This window comes from Prosthecobacter fluviatilis, assembly GCF_055388355.1.
The window spans coordinates 2,129,147-2,149,486 of record NZ_AP043782.1 but is presented as its reverse complement, the minus strand read 5'-3'; the positions used below and the strand labels follow the sequence as shown (position 1 = coordinate 2,149,486).

Here is a 20,340-nt window from a genome sequence, read left to right as displayed (position 1 = left end):
AAAAAATTTGCGAGAATTTTTCTAAGCGCAATTTTCCGTAAACAGCACAGCTTACAGCAGCCGTGCCGCCGCCTCTGCCAGCGCGCTCCGCTCACCTTTCACCAGCGGGACATGTGCCGCGAAACTCTGGCCCCTCATTCGCTGACGGGTGTACACCAGCCCGTTGCTGCGGCTGTCCACATACGGATTGTCGATCTGTGCGGGGTCTCCGACGAGTACCAGTTTGGAGCCACGAGACATCCGCGTCACAATCGTTTTGGCCTCCAGCGGCGTCAGCTGCTGTGCCTCATCGAGCACAAAAAAGCGGTCGGGTATGCTGCGTCCGCGGATGTAGCACAGCGCCTCCACCTCGATGACCCCCTGCTGAATCAGCGGATCATAGGGCGCTGCTGGCGCGGCGATCTGCTGCTGCGGCTCGGGCATGAAACGGTTCTTTTTGCGTGCCGGGCCTTGCTGCGTGCCCTCCACCGGCCTCATCAGGAGATCCAGCGCGTCATACACGGGCTGCAGCCAGGGGCGCATCTTTTCCTGCAGGGATCCCGGCAGGAAGCCGACCGTCTGGCCCATCGCCACTATCGGGCGGCTCACCGTGACTCCGTGGTAGGTGCGGTTAAACACCTGCTGCAGGGCCGCCGCGACGGCCAGCAGTGTCTTGCCCGTGCCTGCCTGCCCGTAGCAGGTGACCAGGCTGATTTCAGGATCCAGCAGCGCGTCCAAAAAGCATGCCTGCCCCAGATTCATCGGCTTGATGGCGCGTCCCTGTCCGACCTTGATCGACTCCGGTGTGTGCACCAGGCGGACAAACTCGCCATTCGTGCTGAGCTTTGCTGGCATGGTGGCCTTGTCCCCGGCTGTGAGCAGGGCGTAATCATTGATGACCATCCCCACGGTGCGGGTTTCGGGCACGGCAAGACGGCCGCTGCTCGCAAAGCGTTGCAGCTCATGCTGGCTCACCTCGACGCGCGCGATGTCAAAATTGGCAACCTCACGCGGCTCCACTTTGTCGTGAAGGTAATCTTCGCATTCGATGCCCACGGCACGCGCTTTCAGCTGCATGTTGAGATCTTTGCTGACGAGGATGACCGGCGGCGACACCTGCTCGCTCAGCCAGAGAGTGCAGGCAAGGATGCGGTGGTCCGCTTTGTCGAGGTCGTGGAATATGCGCTCAAAACTCTGCACGCTGGCATGCCTGCGCGCCTCTTCCGGGTCATACACCGCCACTCGGATGCTGCCACCGCCGTCGGTCGGCACGCCGCTGGTCACCGAGGCTCCCTTGGTGGCAAAAATTTTCATTAGCGCTCGGTGCACTTCCCGGGCGTTGGAGCCGCGCTCCGTCATCTCGTTTTTAAACCGGTCCAGTTCGCTCAGCACATCGACTGGAATGCAGATATGATGTTCTGCAAAGCGGTGGATGCAGGCTGGGTCATGCAGCAGTACGTTGGTGTCGAGGACGAAGGTTTTGGTGGCGGTGGCAGGGCCGGTCCGTCGGCGGCGCGAAGAGGAAGGAGAGGCGGAATTCACAGAAACAGGGCCAGAATCGGAGGCACGGGTGGAGATTGCAGAAGCGGTTACCGATGCTGGGTGGTCGTCACGGTCCATGATGGTTTAGTGGGTGTGTGGGTTGCCTGCGTTGAAAGAGGCGGGGTCAGCTTCTCTTTGGCACCGGGTAGCGCCAAGCTTACCGAACCCGAAATGTGATTTTTTGTATGAATCACGGTAATTGCCGAAGAGTGTCAGAGCGTCGAGTTACTGGCAAGAACTTATTCACAATGACAGAGTTTATTCACAATTGACAGCACAATTGAACACTCAATCCGCACCCCTGCTCACCTTCCGCAGGGCAGCCTCATGATTGTGCCACCAGCGGCACTTCAATGTACTCCAAGGCCCACTCACGCATATATCGTGCCCGATTTGGAACGAAGCGATAAATGATCAGTTCAGGATTGTCGATGCTCCCGAGATACGCCCGCAGCAAAGGGTTCGAATTCCAGATCTCCTCCAGCAGCGCACGCTCGGTCACGATCTCGGCGGTCGCGGTAATGCGCACCTGATTGTCCTGATCATCCTTGTAGCACAGTTCCGCCTTGGGGTTGCTTTCCAGTTCATGCGTCTTGCCGTAGCGGCGCAGGTTCGCCACATAGACGGTGAAGCCGTCCGTGCGCACGGGTGAGACGGGGCGCAGCCGCGGCTGGTCTCCATCCACCGTGGCCAGCATGGGAAATTTTGCGGCTCGCATTGTTGCTTGGGCGAGTTGTGGCAGTTCGGCGGGATCAACGGGCTGGGGTTGCGGGCGTGACATGGTGTGTGATCATAAACAACGTGGTCACACTGTCCAATTTGCGGGCATCTTTGCAGTATCCAAGATGTCTCCGCCTGCTAGTCTGGCTGCCATTCTCTTCATGAAGAATCTCCCCACTGCTTTTCAGCGCAATGTGCTATGGACTGCCATCACGGCGCTTTCGATCACCGTCATTGGCTGGCTGGCTGTCAAATTGATCGATCTTGCCACGCAGGTGATGTCATTTCTGCAGCCCATCCTGGTGCCCTTCGCTGTCGCTGGCGTGCTTGCTTACCTGCTTGAGCCCGGCGTGGAGTGGCTGGAGCGCCGGGGCTTGAGCCGTCATCGCTCCGTCCTGCTGGCCTTTGCGCTTTTCACCGTCGCCATCGGCGGTCTCGGCTGGTGGATCATTGTGAAGCTGGATGATCCCGCCCATCACTTGGCAGACCGTGTTCCAGTCTATTACTCCAAGGTGCAGAAGGCCGTGATCGATTTCTCCACGAGGATCGAAAAGGACTATGACATCAGGCTGCTGCCGCGCACTGAGGCCGTTGCCGCACCTGCGGCTGTCGAGTCCGGGGCGCCCGTGACGGTTGCCGCAGATAAAGCGGCTGCCGTCGCTGACACAGACTTCCAGGCTCTGCTCAGGGGAGACTGGGTGAAAACAAATCTGCCCAAGCTCCCCGGCATCGTTTGGAGTTTCCTCACCAAGAGCGTGGGTGGCTTCCTTGGGGTGTTCGGTTTCATGCTCTCCTTCATCATTGTGCCGCTCTACCTCTATTACTTTCTGATTGAGAGTGCCAAAATCCAGGAGAGCTGGTCGGATTACCTGCCGCTTCGCGCCTCGGCCTTCAAAGATGAAGTGGTGCACTGCCTGAACGAGATCAACAGCTACCTGGTGGCCTTCTTTCGGGGGCAGCTCTTTGTCAGTGTCATCAATGGCATCGCCACCGGCATAGGGCTCGTCATCGTAGGGTTGGACTTCGGCTTGCTCATCGGGCTGGCTCTTTGTCTCGCAGGCATCATCCCTTATCTTGGCATCGCGCTTTGTTGGATTCCCGCCGTCATCATTGCTTCAGTGCAGGGTGGCAGTGCCCTTGTTTCGGCGGATCCGTGGTGGATCATGCCGCTGGTCGTCACGGGCGTTTTTGCCCTGGTGCAGCAGATAGATGCCCTCTTTATCACGCCTCGCATCGTGGGTGAGGCTGTGGGCCTCCATCCCATGACGGTCATTGCTTCGGTGCTTGTCTGGGGGCTTCTGCTGGGCGGTCTGCTGGGGGCCATCCTGGCGGTGCCGCTCACGGCCTCGGTCAAAGTTCTGTTTCAGCGTTACGTGTGGCGGGCTCGCATCGCGCCGCAGACCATCGGCGGCTCTCGGCAGGAAAGGGCGGCGGGTGCCTGAAGCGCCTCCAGGGTCTCTAAGCCACATCCGCTGCTGCGAGATGTAGCCGTTTCCTTTTGCTGCTCTGCCACTCATTCGGCGCAAAGCCCCGGCGCGTCGGCTGTTGGTTGTCACGGCTGGGAAACCACAGGCATGGCGTGATTCTCGCATGCCAGGAGTTTGCTGCTACTCAAGCCTGAGCCTGGCTGGCACGCGTGGCTTGGTGCCGGCTCCGAGGATTCGCTCAAGCTCCATCTGTAGCTTGGCCATTGGTCGCTGGATGGGGCAGCGATTCAAAAAATCAATTCACGCTTCTGCGTGAGTTTCTGCGGCCGACTCCGCGGCCTCTGCATCTTCTTCACGGGCAGATCCCACCTTCAGGGAAATCTTGATCCCATGCTTGGCCGCTGCGGTGTTGAGCAGTGACCGGATCGCGCTGATCGTCATGCCATTCTTGCCGATCACATGACGCACATCTTCTTGGGCAAGCTGTACGCGATAAGCCACGGCACCGTTCACATTGGTGCCAATGGCAATGGTCGCTTGCTGTGGGTGGTCGATCAGATTCGCCACCACATAGGAAAGGAACTCGCGGAGGGCTTCCGGCGCGTCCATGACACGTTACGCCGAGGCGGTGGCGTGCTTGATGAGGCTCTTGACGGTGTCGGAAGGCTTGGCGCCCTGGGAGATCCAGGCATTCACGCGGTCCAGCTTCACGATGGCCTTCTTCACTCCCTGCTGAGGGTCGTAGGTGCCGAGGATTTCGAGGAAACGACCTTCCTTGGGAAAGCGTTGGTCAGCCGCGACAATACGGAAGACGGGACGGCCTTTTTGGCCTTCTTGACGGAGACGGATGACAACTGCCATGGTACGGGTTCGGGTAGGGAATCAGGTTTAGGGGACGGTCAAAGTGGAGACTCTTTGGAGGAAATCAAACGGTTTTTGCCCGGCTTTCAGGGTTCGTCCTCATGCCAGCACCTGCCGGATCACATGGCCGTGCACGTCCGTCAGCCTCCGTTCGATGCCGTTGTTGTAGTAGCTCAGGCGTTCGTGATCAATGCCCAGCAGGTGCAAAATTGTGGCGTGCAGGTCGTAGATGGTGCTCACATTTTCGGCCGCCTTGTAGCCAAATTCGTCTGTTGCCCCGTAGCTGAAGCCCTTTTTCACCCCGGCCCCGGCCAGCCAGACGGTGAAGCCCTTGGGATTGTGGTCGCGGCCGTTCGCCCCCTTCTGGAAGGTGGGCATGCGGCCAAATTCGGTTACAAAGGCCACCAGAGTATCCTGCAGCAGCCCACGCGCTTTCAGGTCCTTCAGCAATCCGGCCACCGGTTGGTCCAGGATGGGGCCGTGCACCGAGTACTGTTTCTCGATCGTCTTATGACCGTCCCAGTTGCCCACTCCTTCGCCCATGGCGTAGGAACCATTGAAGAGTTGAACAAACCTCACGCCGCGCTCGATCAGCCGCCGCGCCAGCAGGCAGTTTTTGGCAAATCCGGCCTTCGTCTCGTTGCTGTCGTTCACGCCGTAGAGGTCCAGCGTGGCCTTGCTTTCCCCGGTCAGGTTTCCCACCTCAGACGCCGCGATCTGCATCCGCGCCGCGAGTTCATAGGAGGAGATTCGTGCCGCCAGATCACTGTCCGCCGGATGCTCCTGCGCCTGCCGCTTGTTCAGCAGATTCACAAAAGTGCGCGTGTCACGGTCGGCGGCCTCGCTCACGCTCGTGGGGCGGATCAAATTCGGGATCGGCTTGCTGGCATTGAAGGCGGTGCCTTGGAACGCCGCGGGCAGAAATGCCGAATTCCAATGCCGCGGCCCGATCTGCGGCACACCGCGTGGATCAGGAATCGCCACAAAGGCCGGCATGTCATCGCACTCTGAGCCCAGCGCATACGTCACCCACGAGCCCATGCCCGGAAAGCCATCCAAAATATAGCCCGTGCTCATCTGGTTTTCCGCCGGGCCATGCGTGTTCGACTTGGCCGTCATCGAGTGGATGAAGCACATGTCATCCGCAAGTTCGGCAATGTTGGGCACCAGATCGCTGATCATCTTGCCGCTCTGCCCGCGTGGCTTGAACTCCCAGATCGGCTTCACCAAGTTTCCCTGAGCCCCTTGAAAAGTGATCAAGTCCGCCGCGCCCGGCAGCGGCATGCCATGACGCTTCACCAGTTCCGGCTTGTAATCAAACGTGTCCACATGGCTCATCGCTCCCGAGCAGAAAATGACGAGCACGTTCTTCGCGCGCGGCTCAAAATGAGGCGGGCGTGGCGCATATGGGTGTGCCGGATCAATGCGCGGGCGGATCGGGTCATTGGCCAGCAGGCCCTTCTGCGCCAGCAGAGATGTCAGCGCGATGCCGCCTAGGCCGCTGACGCTTTGACCCAGAAAGTTCCGACGTGAGAGAAGATGGCTTTTCATAAATCAGGGGATCAATACAGGGTCATGAACTCGCTGGTGTTGAGCAGCGCACGGCAGAACATCGCCAGCCCGTGCTCGGAGACCAGCTCCACGGCGGCCGTCAGTTCCTCCGCCTGCGGCTCGCGCTGGTAAGCCAGCGCAAAAGCGCGCTTTACCTGCGCATCCGCCTCTTTGCCCGCCTCCTTTTCCAGTCGTGCCGCCAGCAGTTCGCTCTGCTGCATGGCAAAGCTGCTGTTCAGGAAATTCAGCGCCTGCAGCGGCGTCGTGCTCGAAGTGCGTCGTGGTGCTATCTGCCCCGCATCCGGCACGTCAAATGCGCCAAAGGTGTCATCCAGCTGCACGCGCGGCTTGCTCTGGTACACCATGCGGCGGAAAGTGTCGGGGCCAAACTCCTGCTTCGACTGGTACACCTTCACGTAGTTGTCATTCGGCACGAAGAGATCAAAGCCCGGTCCGCCCATCGTCAGATCCAGCACACCGCTCACCATGAGAATCGTGTCACGCAGCGGCTCCGCCTCGATGCGCCGTGTGGGAAAGCGCCACAGCAGTCTCGCTGAGGAGTCCGCCTTCAGCCCCGCGTCGTTCGTGGCACTCGACTGCCGGTACGCCGCCGAGTTCATGATGAGCCGGTGCATCTCCTTCAGGCTCCAGCCATGCTGCATGAACTGCACCGCCAGCCAGTCGAGCAACTCCGGATGCGATGGCTTTCCACCGTTGTAACCCAGATCACTCGGCGTATCGACGATTCCTGCACCGAAATGATAATGCCAGATTCGGTTCACCATCACGCGTGCGGTCAGCGGATTCTGCGGATCGCTCAGCCACTTGGCCAAAGCCACGCGCCGCTCGGCTTCCGGTGTGTCCTTGGCCAGATCCAGCTTGGTGCCGAACTGTGTCAGCGCACCCGGCGCCACCTCTTCCTGCGGCGTCATCGGGTCGCCGCGTTGCAGTCGATAGGTAGGCCCAGGCTGCTCAAATTTGCCGAGATACGCCATGGGGAAATTCGTCAGCTCCTTCAGCCTGCGCTGCAAAACGGCCCGCTGCTCGCTGTGCTTTTTCACCGTGGCCGCATCTTCCGCCGAGACACCGCTCAGCGTGGGAATGTCGCGAATGCGGTCCCGATACTCCGCGCCCAGCCTGTCTGCCGAAGATGCCACCGCCTGCCATGTTTGGCCATCCAGGGAGGTCTCGATCACATACTCCGTGGGTAGGTGGTCCTGATACACCTTGCCCTTCTTGCTGTCACCGCGATCCCGGCTCCACACCACGCTGTTGATCCTCTCCTCACGCGGAAACTCGATCTGCAGCCAGCCTTTGCCTGAGTTCTTGGAGATCCAGCTCTTCGCATTGCCATATAGCCCGTCATTTGCATGCGCGATCTGGTGGATGGGATTCGCGCCATCGCTGAAAACATCCGAGGCCGTCACCTTCGCTCCATTGCGTGCCAGCGCCACATTGCGCGGCTTCGGGCTGGTGGAAAAGACTTCCAGTTCATCGATGCAGGGCTGTGCACCTGCCGTCGCACGGATGGTGAAGCGCACAAACTTTGCCTTCACCGCATCAAAACTTTCGTGATTGGCCAGATGCGTTACCGGTGCGCGCAGATGAGGCTGTGAGGCGGGTTGACTGCCATCCGCTTCCTCAAACAGCACCGCATCCGCCACCGTGGGACCGCCGAGCTTGCCACTGCGCAGAATGAGGATGGAGTCCTTCGTCAGCGCATGCGTCCCCGCATACTTGAAGCCGCTCCAGCGCTTCTGTCCGGGGATCGCTCCGCTACCATCGGCGAATTGACTCTGATCCACGCTGGCGATTTCCTTTTGGTCGTTCGTGGTATTCGCATCTCCATCCAGATCCAGAATGTAGCGCGCATTCTTCGCATGCGTGGTCCACGCCGCCCATGAGATCCACACACGCTGCTTTCCGGAAACACGCGGATTCCACGAGAAAAAATCCTGTGCCGCTGCATCCTTCTCTGCCTTCCAGTAGCGGTAGCTTTCGCCCAGATTCGGCAGCCGCGTGGAGTCACCGGGATCGTTCGCCTGGCCAAACTCCGTGCCCGGGGAGTATTCGATCGGCTTGCCGTTCGTCGGCTGCTCAATCTGCACACAGCCGACCGCATCCGGCTTCGTGGGCGGCGGCAGATCATCATCCACCAGCACACGCTGGGTCAGCTGCGCGCGTGGCTGGAAACGCGCCAGCGCCTCATCCAGCGCCGCGATCTCTTTCTTGAGGCCCTCAGCCTGTTTTAGGCGCTGCTCCGCATCTGCCGGCTTCAGCTCCCGCTCCGCATGTTGCACGCCTTCAAAGATGGCGCGCACGCGGTAATAGTCCGTCTGCAGAATAGGATCAAACTTGTGGTCATGGCAGCGGGCGCAGCCGATCGTCATGCCGAGGAAGGTGCTGCCCGTTGTGCTCACCAGATCATGCATTTCATCCGCACGCTGGTTGGCCCGCAGCACCGGGTCCTGCCCCTTCACCTGATCCCATGCGCCCGCCACCAGGAATCCCGTGGCAGCATCTGCGCCCAGCTGATCTCCGGCGATCTGTTCGCGCACAAACTGATCATAGGGCTTGTCGGCATTAAACGCCTGAATGACGTAATCGCGGTAGGGCCACGCATTCGGGCGCGCACGGTTCATTTCAAAGCCGTGGCTTTCCGCAAAGCGCACCACATCCAGCCAGTGCCGCGCCCAGCGCTCGCCATAGCGTGGCGATGCCAGCAGTCGATCAATCAGCCGTTGGGTGGCACCTGCTTGATCCTGCGTGAATTCCTTCTCAAAAGCCGCCGCTTCTTCCGGTGTGGGTGGCAGGCCGATGAGATCAAAGCTTGCGCGTCGGATGAAGGTGCGCGCATCTGCCGCCGGATTCATCGTCAGGTTCTTTTCCTTCAGCTTGGCGTTGATAAAGCCATCAATCGAACCATTCGCCGCAGGCTTCAGCGGCAGCAGCGACCAGTGCGTCACATCTCCCTTTGGCTTCTCCTTGAGCACGATCTCCGTGGGCCACGTCGCGCCCATGTCGATCCAGCGTTTGATCAGGTCCGTTTCAGCCGCTGAGAGCGCGGGTTTCTTCTTCGGCATCTCCGGTTTCTCGCCCGCAGCTTCCGGCACGATCATCGTGTAGAGGGATGATTCTGCCGCCTTGCCTGGCTCCAGGGCAGGACCGTCGTCGCCGCCTTTGAGCACATCCGCCAGCGTGCTCATGTTCAGCCCACCTTTGGTCGTCACGTCGTTGTGACACTCCACGCAGTTTTTTACCAAAACCGGTGCGATCTGCTCATGAAACAGCTTCGCGCTTTCAGATTCCACCGCCTGCGCGCTGCTGCCTGCGATCAACAAAAAGAGATAGGGAAGGGGCTTCATGCTCAGGCGGCTTTCTTGGATTTTTTCGGCAGGGCCAGATCGGCCTCGGCGGTGATCAGGTGTTCGCGCATCGCCTTCGCTGCTGCGGCTGGATCTCGTTTCTCGATGGCGTTGAGCACGGCTGCATGCTGTCGCACAGCATTGTCCGTGGAGGTGCGGCTGTAGCCGTGTGTGAGGCTGGCCTGGATCAGTTCGGAGAGCGAATGCAGCAGCAGCGTGGCGATCTGGTTTCCCGAAGCCGCCGCCAGCTCGCGATGAAACGCCATGTCCGCCTCCACCGCGGTGGAGAAATCCGTGGTCCCTTCCAGTTCTTTCAAAGCTGCACGCAGCTTGCGAATCTGTGCCGCCGTGGCGTTTTCCGCCGCCAGCCGTGCATTTTCCGGCTCCAGCATGAAACGCACCTGCACCAGCTGCCGCAGCCGCTCCGCCTCATCGGGAATCAGCAGTGCCAGCGAGCCGTTTAGCGGCTTGTGCAGCTTGTCCACCACCTTGGTGCCCACGCCATGCTTCACCTCCAGCAGCCCCTGCAGCTCCAGCCGCTTCGTCGCCTCACGCACTACCGGCCTGCTCACACCCAGCTTCAGCGCCAGATCTCGTTCCGGCGGCAGCCAGCCATCGCCAGCCCCTCCTCCGTCTCGGACTTCCGTAGCAATGCGTGCACACACCTCCTCCACGAGGCTGCGCTGAGGTTTGATGGATGAAAAAGTCATGTGGTTAGAGGTCTTACCACTGAATTCAACGATAGCTATTATCAGCTTCTTTCCACGATGCTTGCCTAATGCTTCTACTTGCCTAGGTAACTCCCAAATTCACTCGCCGTGCGCCGGTGTCTCAATTTTCTGGAGCTTGATGAGATTTATGCGAGGCCATGATGAATTGTCTGATGGATTCGCATTCAGCTTCTGAAGAAGCCTCATGAAGGCGTTGCTTATAAACGGCATCGACGATCGAGCGATAGTGTCCAGCGTGGCCATAAGCTGCCCAGCCACAGAACAAGGCGTCGGGGTCTCCTGTTAGATGTCTTCGCAGGAAGATTGTGGGATCGCGGCGGAGAAGATATGCACAGGCCACGGCAAAGGTTTCCGCATGCTCACCGTCAAGCCTGTAGGCATGAGAAGCCAGATCCTTCCAGCCTGCAGGTTCGTTTCTCTCGATGGCTGCGATGTCCGTCTCAAGTTTTCTTGCGAGTTTACCATCTGCAAAATGCCGTGGAGACAAGCCAGGCTTAAAGGCTCCAACGTGACAAGCTGCGAGGATAAGACTGCAGAGGCAAGAGCTTAAGGCACGCTTCATTCACATCCTCGCTATGCTGAGTTGTCAGATCGTCTGCGAGGAATACCCGCCATCCACCACCATTTCATGGCCGGTGATGAAGGAGCTGCCTGCACCTGCGAGGAGCAGGGCGGCGGCCACGAGTTCCTTGGCTTCGCCAAAGCGGTTCATCGGGGTGTGGCCCATGATCTTGGCCACGCGGTCCGGGGTCAGCACTTTCTTGTTCTGCTCGGCGGGGAAGAAGCCGGGGACGAGGGTGTTCACGCGGATGCCCAGCGGGGCCCACTCGCGGGCGAGGTTCTTGCTGAGGTTGTGCACCGCGCCCTTGGACATGGAGTAGGTGAACACACGGCTCAGCGGCAGCAGGCCGGACATGGAGCCGAGATTGATGATGGAGGCGGGGATCTTGTTCTCCACGAAGTATTTGCCGAACACCTGGCAGGCCAGGAAGACGCCCTTGGTGTTGATGTTCATGATCCGGTCATACTCCTCTTCAGGAATGTCGAGGAACGGCGTGGCAGAATTGACACCGGCGCCGTTGATAAGGATCTGGCAGCCGCCGGAGCGCTCCTGCACCTGGTCGAGCAAAATTTGCAAGTCGGCTTTGCGGCTAGCGTCGGCGGAGAGGAAGTAGGCGCGGCCACCTGCAGCCTGGATCGTCTCCAGACGCTTGTCCGCCTTGGACTGATCACGGCCAACGAGCACGACTTCCGCACCGGCGGAAGCGTAGCCTTCGGCGATGGCACCGCAGAGTTCGCCGGTGCCGCCGATCACGACAGCGGTTTTGCCTTGGAGAGAGAAGAGTTCGAAGATGGAAGACATGGTGGAGGGGCGCATCTATGGCGTGTCATCCCGCCGCCGCAAGCGGGCTGTCTCGCCACTTTCGACATCTTGACACCCTGCCCGCAGTGCTCTCCGGTAGGCGCATGCCCTGGGGCCACATCATGACCTTTCTAGCCGGAGCCCTCGTTGGCGCGGCTTCAATCGTGATTTGGAAGCTGCTGCGCTTTGCCGCCGACCTGCGCGCCGCCAAGCACGCCCTGGCCAGTTATGTCTATCCCGAGTGCGGTCTGGCGGACGAAAAGGCGCATGAAGCGGTGGAAGCCTGCAAAAATCGCCTGCGATGGCAGAAAAACCTCAATCCCGAGTGGCTGCCGCCGCTGGTGGACGAGGTGCCCAAGCTGGTGCGCGAGATCGCGGCCATCTACCACCCCGGCAAGCAGGAGGCGCTGCTGGCCCCGGGTCTGAGCCAGTTTTCCCGTGCCGTGCATCTGGCTGCCATGGATGTGGCGGATTTTCTGCAAACGCGCTCCATCGGCCGACTGGTGGATGTGAGTGCCAGCACCGCGCTGAAAACGTGGGAAATGACGCACAAGATCGCCACGCACGAGAAAATGCAGACGGCCAACAAGTGGTACAAGCGCCTGCTGCCCTACTGGCAGGTGCTGCGCTTTAAATCTCCCATCATGTGGGCTGGCATGGCCGTCTCCAATGTCGCCGCCCGTACCCTTCAGCCTGCGGTGATCGACATCATCGCCAAACGGGCGATCGATCTCTACAGCGGGCGGCTGGGCAAGAGCTCAGGCACTCCGATGCCGGCCCAGCTCACGCTGCCCCAGGAGCAGCAGGAAGTGCCACCGGGAGCGATGTGAGAGAGACGGTGTGTCACCTTGACCTTGGCAGGCTCTCATAGAATAATAGGGCGATGTCCGCGAGAACCATGCTGATTGAGGAACTGGCGCGAGCGCCCGAAGGCGTGGCGCGGGCGCTGCTGACGCAACTGCGGCAAATGATGCCATCAAATGGCACCGCAAACCCGCCCGGGCAGGATCATTTTGAATCCTACTGGAGCCAGTTTTATGGTTCTTTTGAAGGAACCGAATGGAACGAGCCGACAGAGCTTCCTTTTGAAAAAAGGGAGGCATGGTGATGCCCTGGCTGCTGGACACCAACCACTGGATATTTCTGCTGAAAGGACGATGCCTTCCGTTGCAGGAAAAACTACGCGGGATCGCTCCTGACGAGGTCTGGCTGTGCTCTGTGGTGAAAGAAGAGCTGTTTTATGGAGCCGAGGGGTATGACGACAAAGCTGCAAGACTGGCCAAGCTGGAGAATCTTTTTGCACGGCATGCCTCGGCTCCGTTTGATGACGAGGCTGCTGCCATTGCAGGACGAATCAGAAAAGAGCTGGAGGGGCAGCGGCAGGTGATCGGACCGCACGATATTCAGATAGCCGCGATCGCGCTTCAGCATGGATGGACGCTTGTGACGAACAATGTCCAAGAATTCAAGCGCGTCGCGGGTCTTGCAGTTGAAGACTGGACCGTCTGATTTCGGCTTCAGTGGGTTGCTGCTGCTTTCTTCTTGCTGCTTTTTGCCTTCAAACTGCTCAGATAGGCCACGACGTCGCGGATCTGGGGTTTGGTGAGGATGCCTAGCATGGGGGGCATGACGGACATGGGCGGGGTGATGGTGGCGATCTGGTCGCGGGAGAAGGGTTGCTTTTTGCCGTCGGGGAGGCGCAGGATGACTTGTTTTGCGTCTTCCTTCTCCAAAACGGCGGAGAGGGATTTGCCGTCCTTGGTGGTGAGGGAGACGAGGCCGTAGCCGGGGGCGATTTTGGCGATGGGATTGAGCAGGGATTCGAGGATGTAGGGGCGGTCCTTCTGGCTGCCGATGGTCTTGAGGTTGGGGCCGACCTGGCTGCCTTCCTTGGCCTCGATGGTGTGGCAGGCGAGGCAGTTGGCGCCGAGGTTGTTGGTGACGATCTCTTTGCCACGGGTGACGTCTCCCCCTTCGAGGAGCTCAGATGCACCGAGCTGCAGGGAGGCGAGTTTGGGCTTGAGGGATTCGCGGGTGGCGGCGGCTTCGAGGATGTCGAGCTGGATGGCGGCGGGGGCTTTGCCTGAGGCGAGACGGTCGAGCCAGCGGGTGATGAGGGTGTCGTCTTTTGAGGTGGAAAGGAGGGCTAATGCCAGCTGCTGCGTGGTGGTATCGCCTTTTTCCAGGACGGCGGCGGCCTCGGCGATGGCGCGGTCGGGCTGGTGGGTGAAGAGCTGGCGGAGGGCCTCGCGGCGGAGCTCGGCGGGGGAGGTGTCCTTGAGGGCGAGGTCGAGGGTGGTGGCAAACTCGGGGGTGGCTGCGTGCTGCGAGGCCATGAGTTTGAGTGCTTCTGAGCGCAGGGTGGCGCGGGCGGTGGTGTCTGAGATGATCTGCTGGAGGACAGGAGCAGCGACTTGCAACTGGAGCTGGGTGAGGAGCTCGACAGCTTTGGCCTTGAGGCCGCCGTCCTGGATGGCGAGAAGTGCATCGAGGTGCGGCTGAACAAGGGCGGCGAAGGCTTTTTCGTCACGTGGTGCGACTTCGTGCGCCATGCCGTCGATGCGGTCGAGGCGTGGGGGATGGGTGAAGGTGAGGAGGACATCCAGTGCGTCTGCCTGCAGCGGGGTGCTCTTCAGTGCCGCCTGGATGACGGGCTCTGCGATGCCGAGACGGAGGCAGGCATTGAGACCGCGAGGGGTGGGGCGGGTGGTGAGCTTGGGCAGGGCGGCGGGGATGCTGGTGTCGTCGTGGATGGCGCGCTCGGCCTCGGCAGCGAGGGTCTTGTGGGTGAGGAATGCTGCAACGAGTGGCGAGTGGTTGCGTGATAATGCAAGGAGGCAGCAGAGGGACTGCTTGTCATGGATGTGCTTGGCGAGGGTGGCTTCGTCGGCGCATCCGGCGAGGCCGGTGACGATCGCGTGGCGCATGTAGGGATCTGCGCTCTCCTGCGCTGCCATGCTGAGAAGTGCTTTGACTGCGGTGGGTTCGGCCAGCTTGCCAAGGGCGATGGCGGCGTGGAAGCGGACGCGCTGGGCGGGGTGGGCGAGGAGGGGGATGAGCGGGGTGCCGGAGGTCTTGATATCGCCGAGCATTTTGACGGCGGAAATGACGATTTCTGTGTCGGATTCCGCAATCAGGGGCAACAAAGTTGCGGCTTCGACTTTGCCGAAGCGCATGCCCTGGCCGAGGCCCCAGATGGCGTGGATGCGGGCGAGGCGGGGAGCCTTTTTGTCGAGTGCGGTTTTTTGCAGCACGGTGTAATCACCTTTTTTGACGAGGCCAAATTGGGCCTGGAGCCGGACGCGCTGGTCGGGGTGGGAGAGGTGGGTGGCGTCGAGGTTTTCGGAATTGAGGAGCTTTTGGGTTTCCTGGCGCTCGGTGCTGTTTTTACCGGTGGGGTCGTCGGCGAACCAGATGGCACCTTTTTCATCGAGGGGGTAGCCGCCGTCCCAGTCGGCGATGATGAGCTGGCCGGTGGGGGCGATGGCGAGGCCGATGCCCATGAGGCCAGAATGGATGAGGCGCTCGTTCTGCATCTTGAACGTGCTGCCGGAGGGGACGATCTGGAAGGCGGTCATCTGACCGGAGGGGAACTGGTCGAGGATGAAGTGGCCGCGGAGGGAAGCACCGAGGGCGGTGCCGGGCTCGTGGATGAAGCCGGCGGGGCCGTTGGAGTAGTTGGCCAGTGGTGGAGTGATGAAGAGGGGCTGGCCGGGATGGGCGGGCTGCCAGATGCCGTCGCGGATCCAGCGGCTGTCGGCTTTCTGATACTGGTGGCTGCAGCGCCAGCCGGAGTCGCTGCGCTCGGTGATGTAAACGAAGCGCTCGCGCTCGCCGGGGAGGTCGGCGTCGTTGTCCACGCCGAACATGTTGCCGAAGTCGTCGAAGGCGATTTCCTGCACGTTGCGCAGGCCGTGGGCGAAGACTTCGAAGTTTGTGCCGTCGGGCTCGCAGCGGAGGACGCAGCCTTCGTGGGGGTAGTAGAAGTGTTTGCCCTCCTTGCTGGTGACATTGACGCCTTTGTCTCCGATGCTCCAGTAGATGCGGCCATCGGGGCCGATGCGGGGGCCGTGCATGTCGTGGCCGGCGTAGGCGATGTGCATGCCGAAGCCGTGGGCGACGACCTCGCGTTCGTCGGCGATGCCGTCGTCATTCGTGTCGCGAAGGCGGACGAGGTCGGGAGCGACGGTGACGTAAACCCAGCCGTCGTGGTAGAGGATGCCTGCGGCAATGCCGGTGACGACGCTGTTGAAGCCTTCGGCGAAGACGGTCATTTTGTCTGCGGTGCCGTCGTTGTCGGTATCGCGGAGCTGGTAGATGCGCTCGGTGTGGACGGTGAGGTCCTTCCAGTCGATGGAGCCGTCTTTGTTGTGGTCGGCGAGACCGCCGCGAGGGAGGCGGGTTTTGCCGGGGGCGAGCTCGCGTTTGAGGAAGGCTTCTTTTTCTTCGACGCTGGTGAGGGCGACGTCGTCGGGGATCCACTGGGTGTGCTCGCGGATGTCGAGGTCGGCGACTTTGCGGCGGGTGGTGGCGGAGACGTAGATGCGGCCCTGGGGATCGACGGTGACAGCGACGGGGTCGGGGACGTTGAGGGTGCCGGACCAGCGATGGAGCTCGAGGGGGGATTTGATGGGCGCGGCTTTCGGGGCCTTGGCGGCTGTTTCGTCAGCGGCGAGGCAGGGGAGGGCGAGGAGAAGTGCCAGGGCGAGGTGGCGGAGGTTTTTCATGAAGCGGGGCTGAGGGGGAGGGCGGGGAGTTTACCGTGGTTTACGATTGCTGACAGATGTTTACGGTGGTTGGCCGGAGTTCCAGAGGAGAGTTTGCGATGGCTGGCGGTTGTTTGCGATGGTTTGCAGTGGGTGGCCAGAGTTCCAGAGGGGATGGCCGCAAAGAGGCACAAGAGGGGCGCAAAAAAGGGAGGCGGGGAAAGAGTGGGACAAGGAGAAAGTCTGGAGTGGGATTTTCAAACGCGAATGTGCGCGAAGAGCCGCGAATTTTTTGGAATGGGTGCGAGGGACTTCGCTAGGCTTGCAGGACTGGCGTGGGTTGCCGCAAAAAGGCGCAAGAGGGGCGCAAAAAAGGGAGGCGGGAAAAAGAGGGAATGAGGCGAAAGGGTGGAGTGGGATTATCAAACGCGAGCAGGGGCGAAGGGCCGCGAATTTTTTGGAATGGGGAGGTGTGAAAAAATTGCGGGGGTTTGAGGGATAATTGCGCTCAAAAAATGGGGATGGAGCGTTTGTTCTTGCTGCTGCTGCGAGGGGCCGTCAAAGTTGGGGGCTCGTTCGCCGCTGCGAATGGTCACTGAATTCAAATCCAACCTACCTCTTATCCATGAGCCAGATTGTTCCTCTTATCAGCTCCGGCATCGCCGGTCCCCTTGGTGTTCTTCATCTTCCGCGTCTGTGGCAGAAGGCCTCGCTGGCTGCTGCGGGGAAGCTGCACTCTGATTATCCGGGCATTGGCTGCGGGTATGACCAGATGACGCTGGATGCGCTGGGCATCAACATCGAGACGTTCAAGGCGTTCATCGCGACGAAGCCGAGCTATCCGCAGCTTGAGGCCTGGGTGAAGGCGCAGCCGGGCGTGAACCTGACGAAGGGCAACATCTACAAGCACAATCAGTCGATCATGGGCTACATCCATGCTGATGACACCCGCAAGGCGATCCTGGCGGCGGATGGCATCGCGGATGACGGCAGCGTGAATCCGGGTGCGGTGGATCTGAACAACCTGGACGACTGGCACATTTTCTGGGCGCAGGAGATCAAGTGATTGAGTGTTCCTGGTTCGTTGTTCCTGGTTCTTGGTTGAACTGACGGAGAGCGACGGATCGGTGACGTGAGTTTTGAGAACCCCGTTTGTCGTGAGGCAGGCGGGGTTTTTTGTGGAGCCGGAGGGGTGGCCGCAAAGGGGCGCAAAAGAGGCGCAAAAATGACTGATTCCGGAGGGCGTTGGAGTGCGGGAGTCCGTGGTGAATGGAACAGTTTTTCACCGCTGATTTGACGCTCATGAGACGCTGATGAAGAGCCCGAATGCGAATGGAAGGCAGGAATTCAGGGGCCTGATTTGAACCACTGACTGACACTGATGGGGCGTGGCTGATTTAGCCGGTGCCTGAGCCGGGACGAGAGGATGGGAAGTGGGGGCGTGTTTGAGGTCTGGCTGCCGGTGGTCTTGGGGCAGCCGTGTGCCAAAAATGGTTCAAGAGTCAACTGTGCTGCTGCGTTTGCCATAGCATGTCACTCCTCAAGGTCATCCGTCGCAGCATGCTGTCAGTGCTCATGATTCATTCGGTCGTACATGCTGAAGAAACAGGATGGGGTGGGGAGCTTTTTCGTGAGTCGTTTGATGATCCTGCTGTTGAGCAACGTGGCTGGTATGATGGCAAAGAGGTCCGCGTCGTTTCTGAAGGCAAACGCGGCTCTTGCATCGAGTATGAGTGGACGTCAGCTGGAGGTGCCGTGACCGGCTCATCGGCCAAACGACATCTCTTTGAGCCCTCGGACGAGATCTTCATCCGGTACTACCTCAAGCTCTCCGAAGGCTGGGGCTGGAGCGGGAGAAACTACCACCCGCATCTCACGCATTTCATGACCACGGAGAACGCAAAATGGGCGGGGCCGGCGGCCAGTCATCTCACGCTCTACATCGAGCCGGTGAATGGCAAGCTGCGTCTTGCGGCCCAGGACATTCAAAACAAAGACGCGCCGCACGGATTGACGCAGGGACCGCTGAAGGGTGGCTACAACGGCCAGATGTTCGACAGCTCTGACGCACTTTTCACCGACGATAAGTGGCACTGCATTGAGGCGCAGTTCAAGCTGAACTCGCTTGATCTTCAAGCGGACAAGCCGAACGCCGACGGGATCGTGCGCGGCTGGTTTGACGGTAAACTTGTCATCGAGCACAAGAATGTGATCCTGCGCTCCACCGATTTTCCGAACATGAAGTTCAACCAGTTCCTCATGGCTCCCTACTTTGGTCCCGGCCTGTTGCCGCATGCGCAAAAGCTGTGGATTGATGAGATGGTGGTGAGCCGAAAACGCATCGGGCTCTTGTCATCGGATAGCAGTCCGCAGAAATGAAGGGAGGCTTGCTGGGGATTGGGGGCGTTGATCGACGGACAGGAGTGTCTGTCGTGCTTCAGATTTCGATCTGGTATGAGTCCAACGCGAATGAGGGGAATGGCTGCGGATTATCGCGAATGGTCTGAGGTGCAGGAAGGGGAGCGATGGGGTGAGCGGGGGATTTGTGGGGTGGGAGGGCGTTGATCGACAGACAGGAGTGTCTGTCGTACTTCAGATTTCGATCTGGTATGAGTCCAACGCGAATGAGGGGAATGGCTGCGGATTATCGCGAATGGTCTGAGGTGCAGGGAGGGGAGCGATGGGGTGAGCGGGGGATTTGTGGGGTGGTGGGTGCTGATCGACAGACAAGAGTTTCTGTCGTACTTCAGAGGCTGGCGGCCATGACTTGGAGGATTGATGGTTCTCGTGCGAATGGCGGGGCATGACCCCTCTTCGCCAATCCATCCTTCGCTAAAGCTACGGAGGACGGGCGGGCTTTGAAGGGCGGGAAAGGCGGGGCTTGATGTGAGGGGTGGGTGGGTTATGTTTGTCACAACCGAAAGGGACTATGATGAATGCGAGTGGAATGAGTGTGACGGGGATGGAGCAGCGTTTTCCGACGGTGGCGGAGTGGAAGGTGATCGTGGCGGAGTTTCAAAAGCCGTCGCTGTGGCGGGCGGTGGTGCAACTGGTGGACACGCTGGTGCCGTATGTGGTGCTGTGGGCGGGGATCTACTGGGCGCTGCAGGTCTCGTGGTGGCTGGTGGTGCCGCTGGCGCTGATGGCCGGGGCGCTGCTGGTGCGGGCGTTCATCATTTTTCATGACTGCGGTCATGGCTCGTTTTTCAAATCAAACCGGGCGAATGCGGTGGTGGGATTTGTGACGGGGATGCTGACGTTCACGCCGTATTACCAGTGGCGGTGGGAGCACTCGCTGCACCATGCGACGACGGGGAATCTGGACAAGCGGGGGATCGGGGATGTGTGGACGATGACGGTGCAGGAGTACCTGGAGGCGTCGCGGTGGAAGCGGTTTGCGTACAAGCTGGCGCGGAATCCGGTGGTGCTGTTTGTGATCGCGCCGTTTGTGCTGTTTGTGATTTTGCAGAGGATCCCGCGGAAGGGGGCGGATGCCCGGGAGCGGAACTCGGTGTGGCACATGAACGCGGCGCTGCTGGGGCTGGCGGCGGTGATGATGTGGATCTATGGGCCGGTGAACTATCTGATCGTGCAGGGGATCGTCACGGGGGTGTCGGGGGCGTGCGGGGTGTGGCTGTTCTACATTCAGCACCAGTTTGAGGATGCGTACTGGGAGGTGCACGAGGAGTGGGACTACACGGCTGCGGCGCTGCAGGGCTCTTCGTATTACAAGCTGCCGCGGGTGCTGCAGTGGCTGTCAGGGAACATTGGATTTCATCACATCCATCATCTGAGCTCGCGGATCCCGAACTATTATCTGGAGCGCTGCCACTATTCGCATCCGGTGTTTCAGCAGGTGAAGCCGATCACGATCCGGATGAGCCTGAAGTCGCTGGCGTTTCGTCTGTGGGACGAGCAGCACAAGAAGCTGGTGGGGTATAAGCGGATGAGGGAGGTGAGGCGGGAGAGGGAGAAGGGGCGGAGCTGAAGCTTGTTTGCGGTGGCTGGCTGCTTCTGGCCGGAGGTGGATGGGGCTCGAATGGGGCGTGCTTTCGGACCGGCTGAAGCTGGTACTGCCCTACTGGAGAGGGGAGG

17 protein-coding genes are annotated in these 20,340 nt (G+C 60.2%); 7 read left to right on the top strand and 10 right to left on the bottom strand.

Going from position 1 to position 20,340, the window contains the following annotated elements; all coding sequences use genetic code 11:
* Positions 1–51: 51 nt before the first annotated feature.
* Positions 52–1,521 (bottom strand): PhoH family protein, encoded by a 1,470-nt coding sequence (locus ACZ5WW_RS08275; RefSeq protein ID WP_377165289.1) that lies wholly within the window; start codon positions 1,519–1,521, stop codon positions 52–54.
* A gap of 325 nt (positions 1,522–1,846) precedes the next feature.
* Positions 1,847–2,302, bottom strand: coding sequence for a pyridoxamine 5'-phosphate oxidase family protein (locus ACZ5WW_RS08270; protein ID WP_377165291.1), 456 nt, complete (start codon positions 2,300–2,302; stop codon positions 1,847–1,849).
* Between the two features lie 100 nt (positions 2,303–2,402).
* On the opposite strand from ACZ5WW_RS08270, the gene ACZ5WW_RS08265 reads away from it, so the two are divergent.
* A complete protein-coding gene (locus tag ACZ5WW_RS08265) occupies positions 2,403–3,683 on the top strand; it encodes an AI-2E family transporter (protein ID WP_377165293.1) in 1,281 nt (426 codons plus the stop codon).
* 285 nt (positions 3,684–3,968) lie between these two features.
* Here the strand turns inward: ACZ5WW_RS08265 and ACZ5WW_RS08260 are convergent, their stop codons facing one another.
* From ACZ5WW_RS08260 to ACZ5WW_RS08230, 7 genes are all read right to left on the bottom strand, one after another.
* The gene (locus tag ACZ5WW_RS08260) at positions 3,969–4,277 is read right to left on the bottom strand and encodes a KH domain-containing protein (protein ID WP_377165295.1); all 309 of its coding nucleotides are present in this window, start codon (positions 4,275–4,277) and stop codon (positions 3,969–3,971) included.
* Positions 4,278–4,283: 6 nt separating this feature from the next.
* Positions 4,284–4,529, bottom strand: a complete 246-nt coding sequence (gene rpsP / locus ACZ5WW_RS08255; RefSeq protein WP_377165297.1) for a 30S ribosomal protein S16 — start codon at positions 4,527–4,529, stop codon at positions 4,284–4,286.
* A gap of 99 nt (positions 4,530–4,628) precedes the next feature.
* A complete protein-coding gene (locus ACZ5WW_RS08250; protein WP_377165299.1) occupies positions 4,629–6,080 on the bottom strand; it encodes a DUF1501 domain-containing protein in 1,452 nt (483 codons plus the stop codon).
* A gap of 11 nt (positions 6,081–6,091) precedes the next feature.
* The gene (locus ACZ5WW_RS08245; protein ID WP_377165301.1) at positions 6,092–9,445 is read right to left on the bottom strand and encodes a DUF1553 domain-containing protein; all 3,354 of its coding nucleotides are present in this window, start codon (positions 9,443–9,445) and stop codon (positions 6,092–6,094) included.
* A 2-nt stretch (positions 9,446–9,447) separates the two neighbouring features.
* The gene (locus ACZ5WW_RS08240) at positions 9,448–10,155 is read right to left on the bottom strand and encodes a FadR/GntR family transcriptional regulator (protein ID WP_377165303.1); all 708 of its coding nucleotides are present in this window, start codon (positions 10,153–10,155) and stop codon (positions 9,448–9,450) included.
* Between the two features lie 121 nt (positions 10,156–10,276).
* Positions 10,277–10,738, bottom strand: coding sequence for a hypothetical protein (locus ACZ5WW_RS08235; RefSeq protein WP_464694231.1), 462 nt, complete (start codon positions 10,736–10,738; stop codon positions 10,277–10,279).
* Positions 10,739–10,762: 24 nt separating this feature from the next.
* Positions 10,763–11,539 (bottom strand): SDR family oxidoreductase, encoded by a 777-nt coding sequence (locus ACZ5WW_RS08230; protein WP_377165307.1) that lies wholly within the window; start codon positions 11,537–11,539, stop codon positions 10,763–10,765.
* Positions 11,540–11,661: 122 nt separating this feature from the next.
* Here ACZ5WW_RS08230 and ACZ5WW_RS08225 point away from each other — a divergent pair, with 122 nt between their 5' ends.
* The 3 genes from ACZ5WW_RS08225 to ACZ5WW_RS08215 all read left to right on the top strand — a co-directional run bounded on the left by ACZ5WW_RS08225 (position 11,662) and on the right by ACZ5WW_RS08215 (position 13,048).
* Positions 11,662–12,369, top strand: coding sequence for a hypothetical protein (locus ACZ5WW_RS08225; RefSeq protein ID WP_377165309.1), 708 nt, complete (start codon positions 11,662–11,664; stop codon positions 12,367–12,369).
* Between the two features lie 68 nt (positions 12,370–12,437).
* Positions 12,438–12,647, top strand: coding sequence for a hypothetical protein (locus ACZ5WW_RS08220; RefSeq protein WP_377165311.1), 210 nt, complete (start codon positions 12,438–12,440; stop codon positions 12,645–12,647).
* Positions 12,647–13,048 carry a type II toxin-antitoxin system VapC family toxin gene (locus ACZ5WW_RS08215; RefSeq protein ID WP_377165313.1) on the top strand — a complete coding sequence of 134 codons (402 nt, stop codon included), beginning with the start codon at positions 12,647–12,649 and terminating at the stop codon, positions 13,046–13,048. Before ACZ5WW_RS08220 ends, ACZ5WW_RS08215 begins: the two co-directional genes overlap by 1 nt.
* A gap of 8 nt (positions 13,049–13,056) precedes the next feature.
* Here the strand turns inward: ACZ5WW_RS08215 and ACZ5WW_RS08210 are convergent, their stop codons facing one another.
* Positions 13,057–16,266 carry a PVC-type heme-binding CxxCH protein gene (locus ACZ5WW_RS08210; protein ID WP_377165315.1) on the bottom strand — a complete coding sequence of 1,070 codons (3,210 nt, stop codon included), beginning with the start codon at positions 16,264–16,266 and terminating at the stop codon, positions 13,057–13,059.
* 604 nt (positions 16,267–16,870) lie between these two features.
* Between ACZ5WW_RS08210 and ACZ5WW_RS08205 the strand changes: the two genes are divergently transcribed.
* The 3 genes from ACZ5WW_RS08205 to ACZ5WW_RS08195 all read left to right on the top strand — a co-directional run bounded on the left by ACZ5WW_RS08205 (position 16,871) and on the right by ACZ5WW_RS08195 (position 20,233).
* The gene (locus tag ACZ5WW_RS08205; RefSeq protein WP_377165317.1) at positions 16,871–17,311 is read left to right on the top strand and encodes a DUF5069 domain-containing protein; all 441 of its coding nucleotides are present in this window, start codon (positions 16,871–16,873) and stop codon (positions 17,309–17,311) included.
* Between the two features lie 464 nt (positions 17,312–17,775).
* The gene (locus tag ACZ5WW_RS08200) at positions 17,776–18,624 is read left to right on the top strand and encodes a hypothetical protein (RefSeq protein ID WP_377165319.1); all 849 of its coding nucleotides are present in this window, start codon (positions 17,776–17,778) and stop codon (positions 18,622–18,624) included.
* Positions 18,625–19,174: 550 nt separating this feature from the next.
* On the top strand, positions 19,175–20,233 hold the full coding sequence (locus tag ACZ5WW_RS08195; protein WP_464694230.1) for a fatty acid desaturase: 1,059 nt from the start codon (positions 19,175–19,177) through the stop codon (positions 20,231–20,233).
* Positions 20,234–20,340 lie beyond the last annotated feature (107 nt).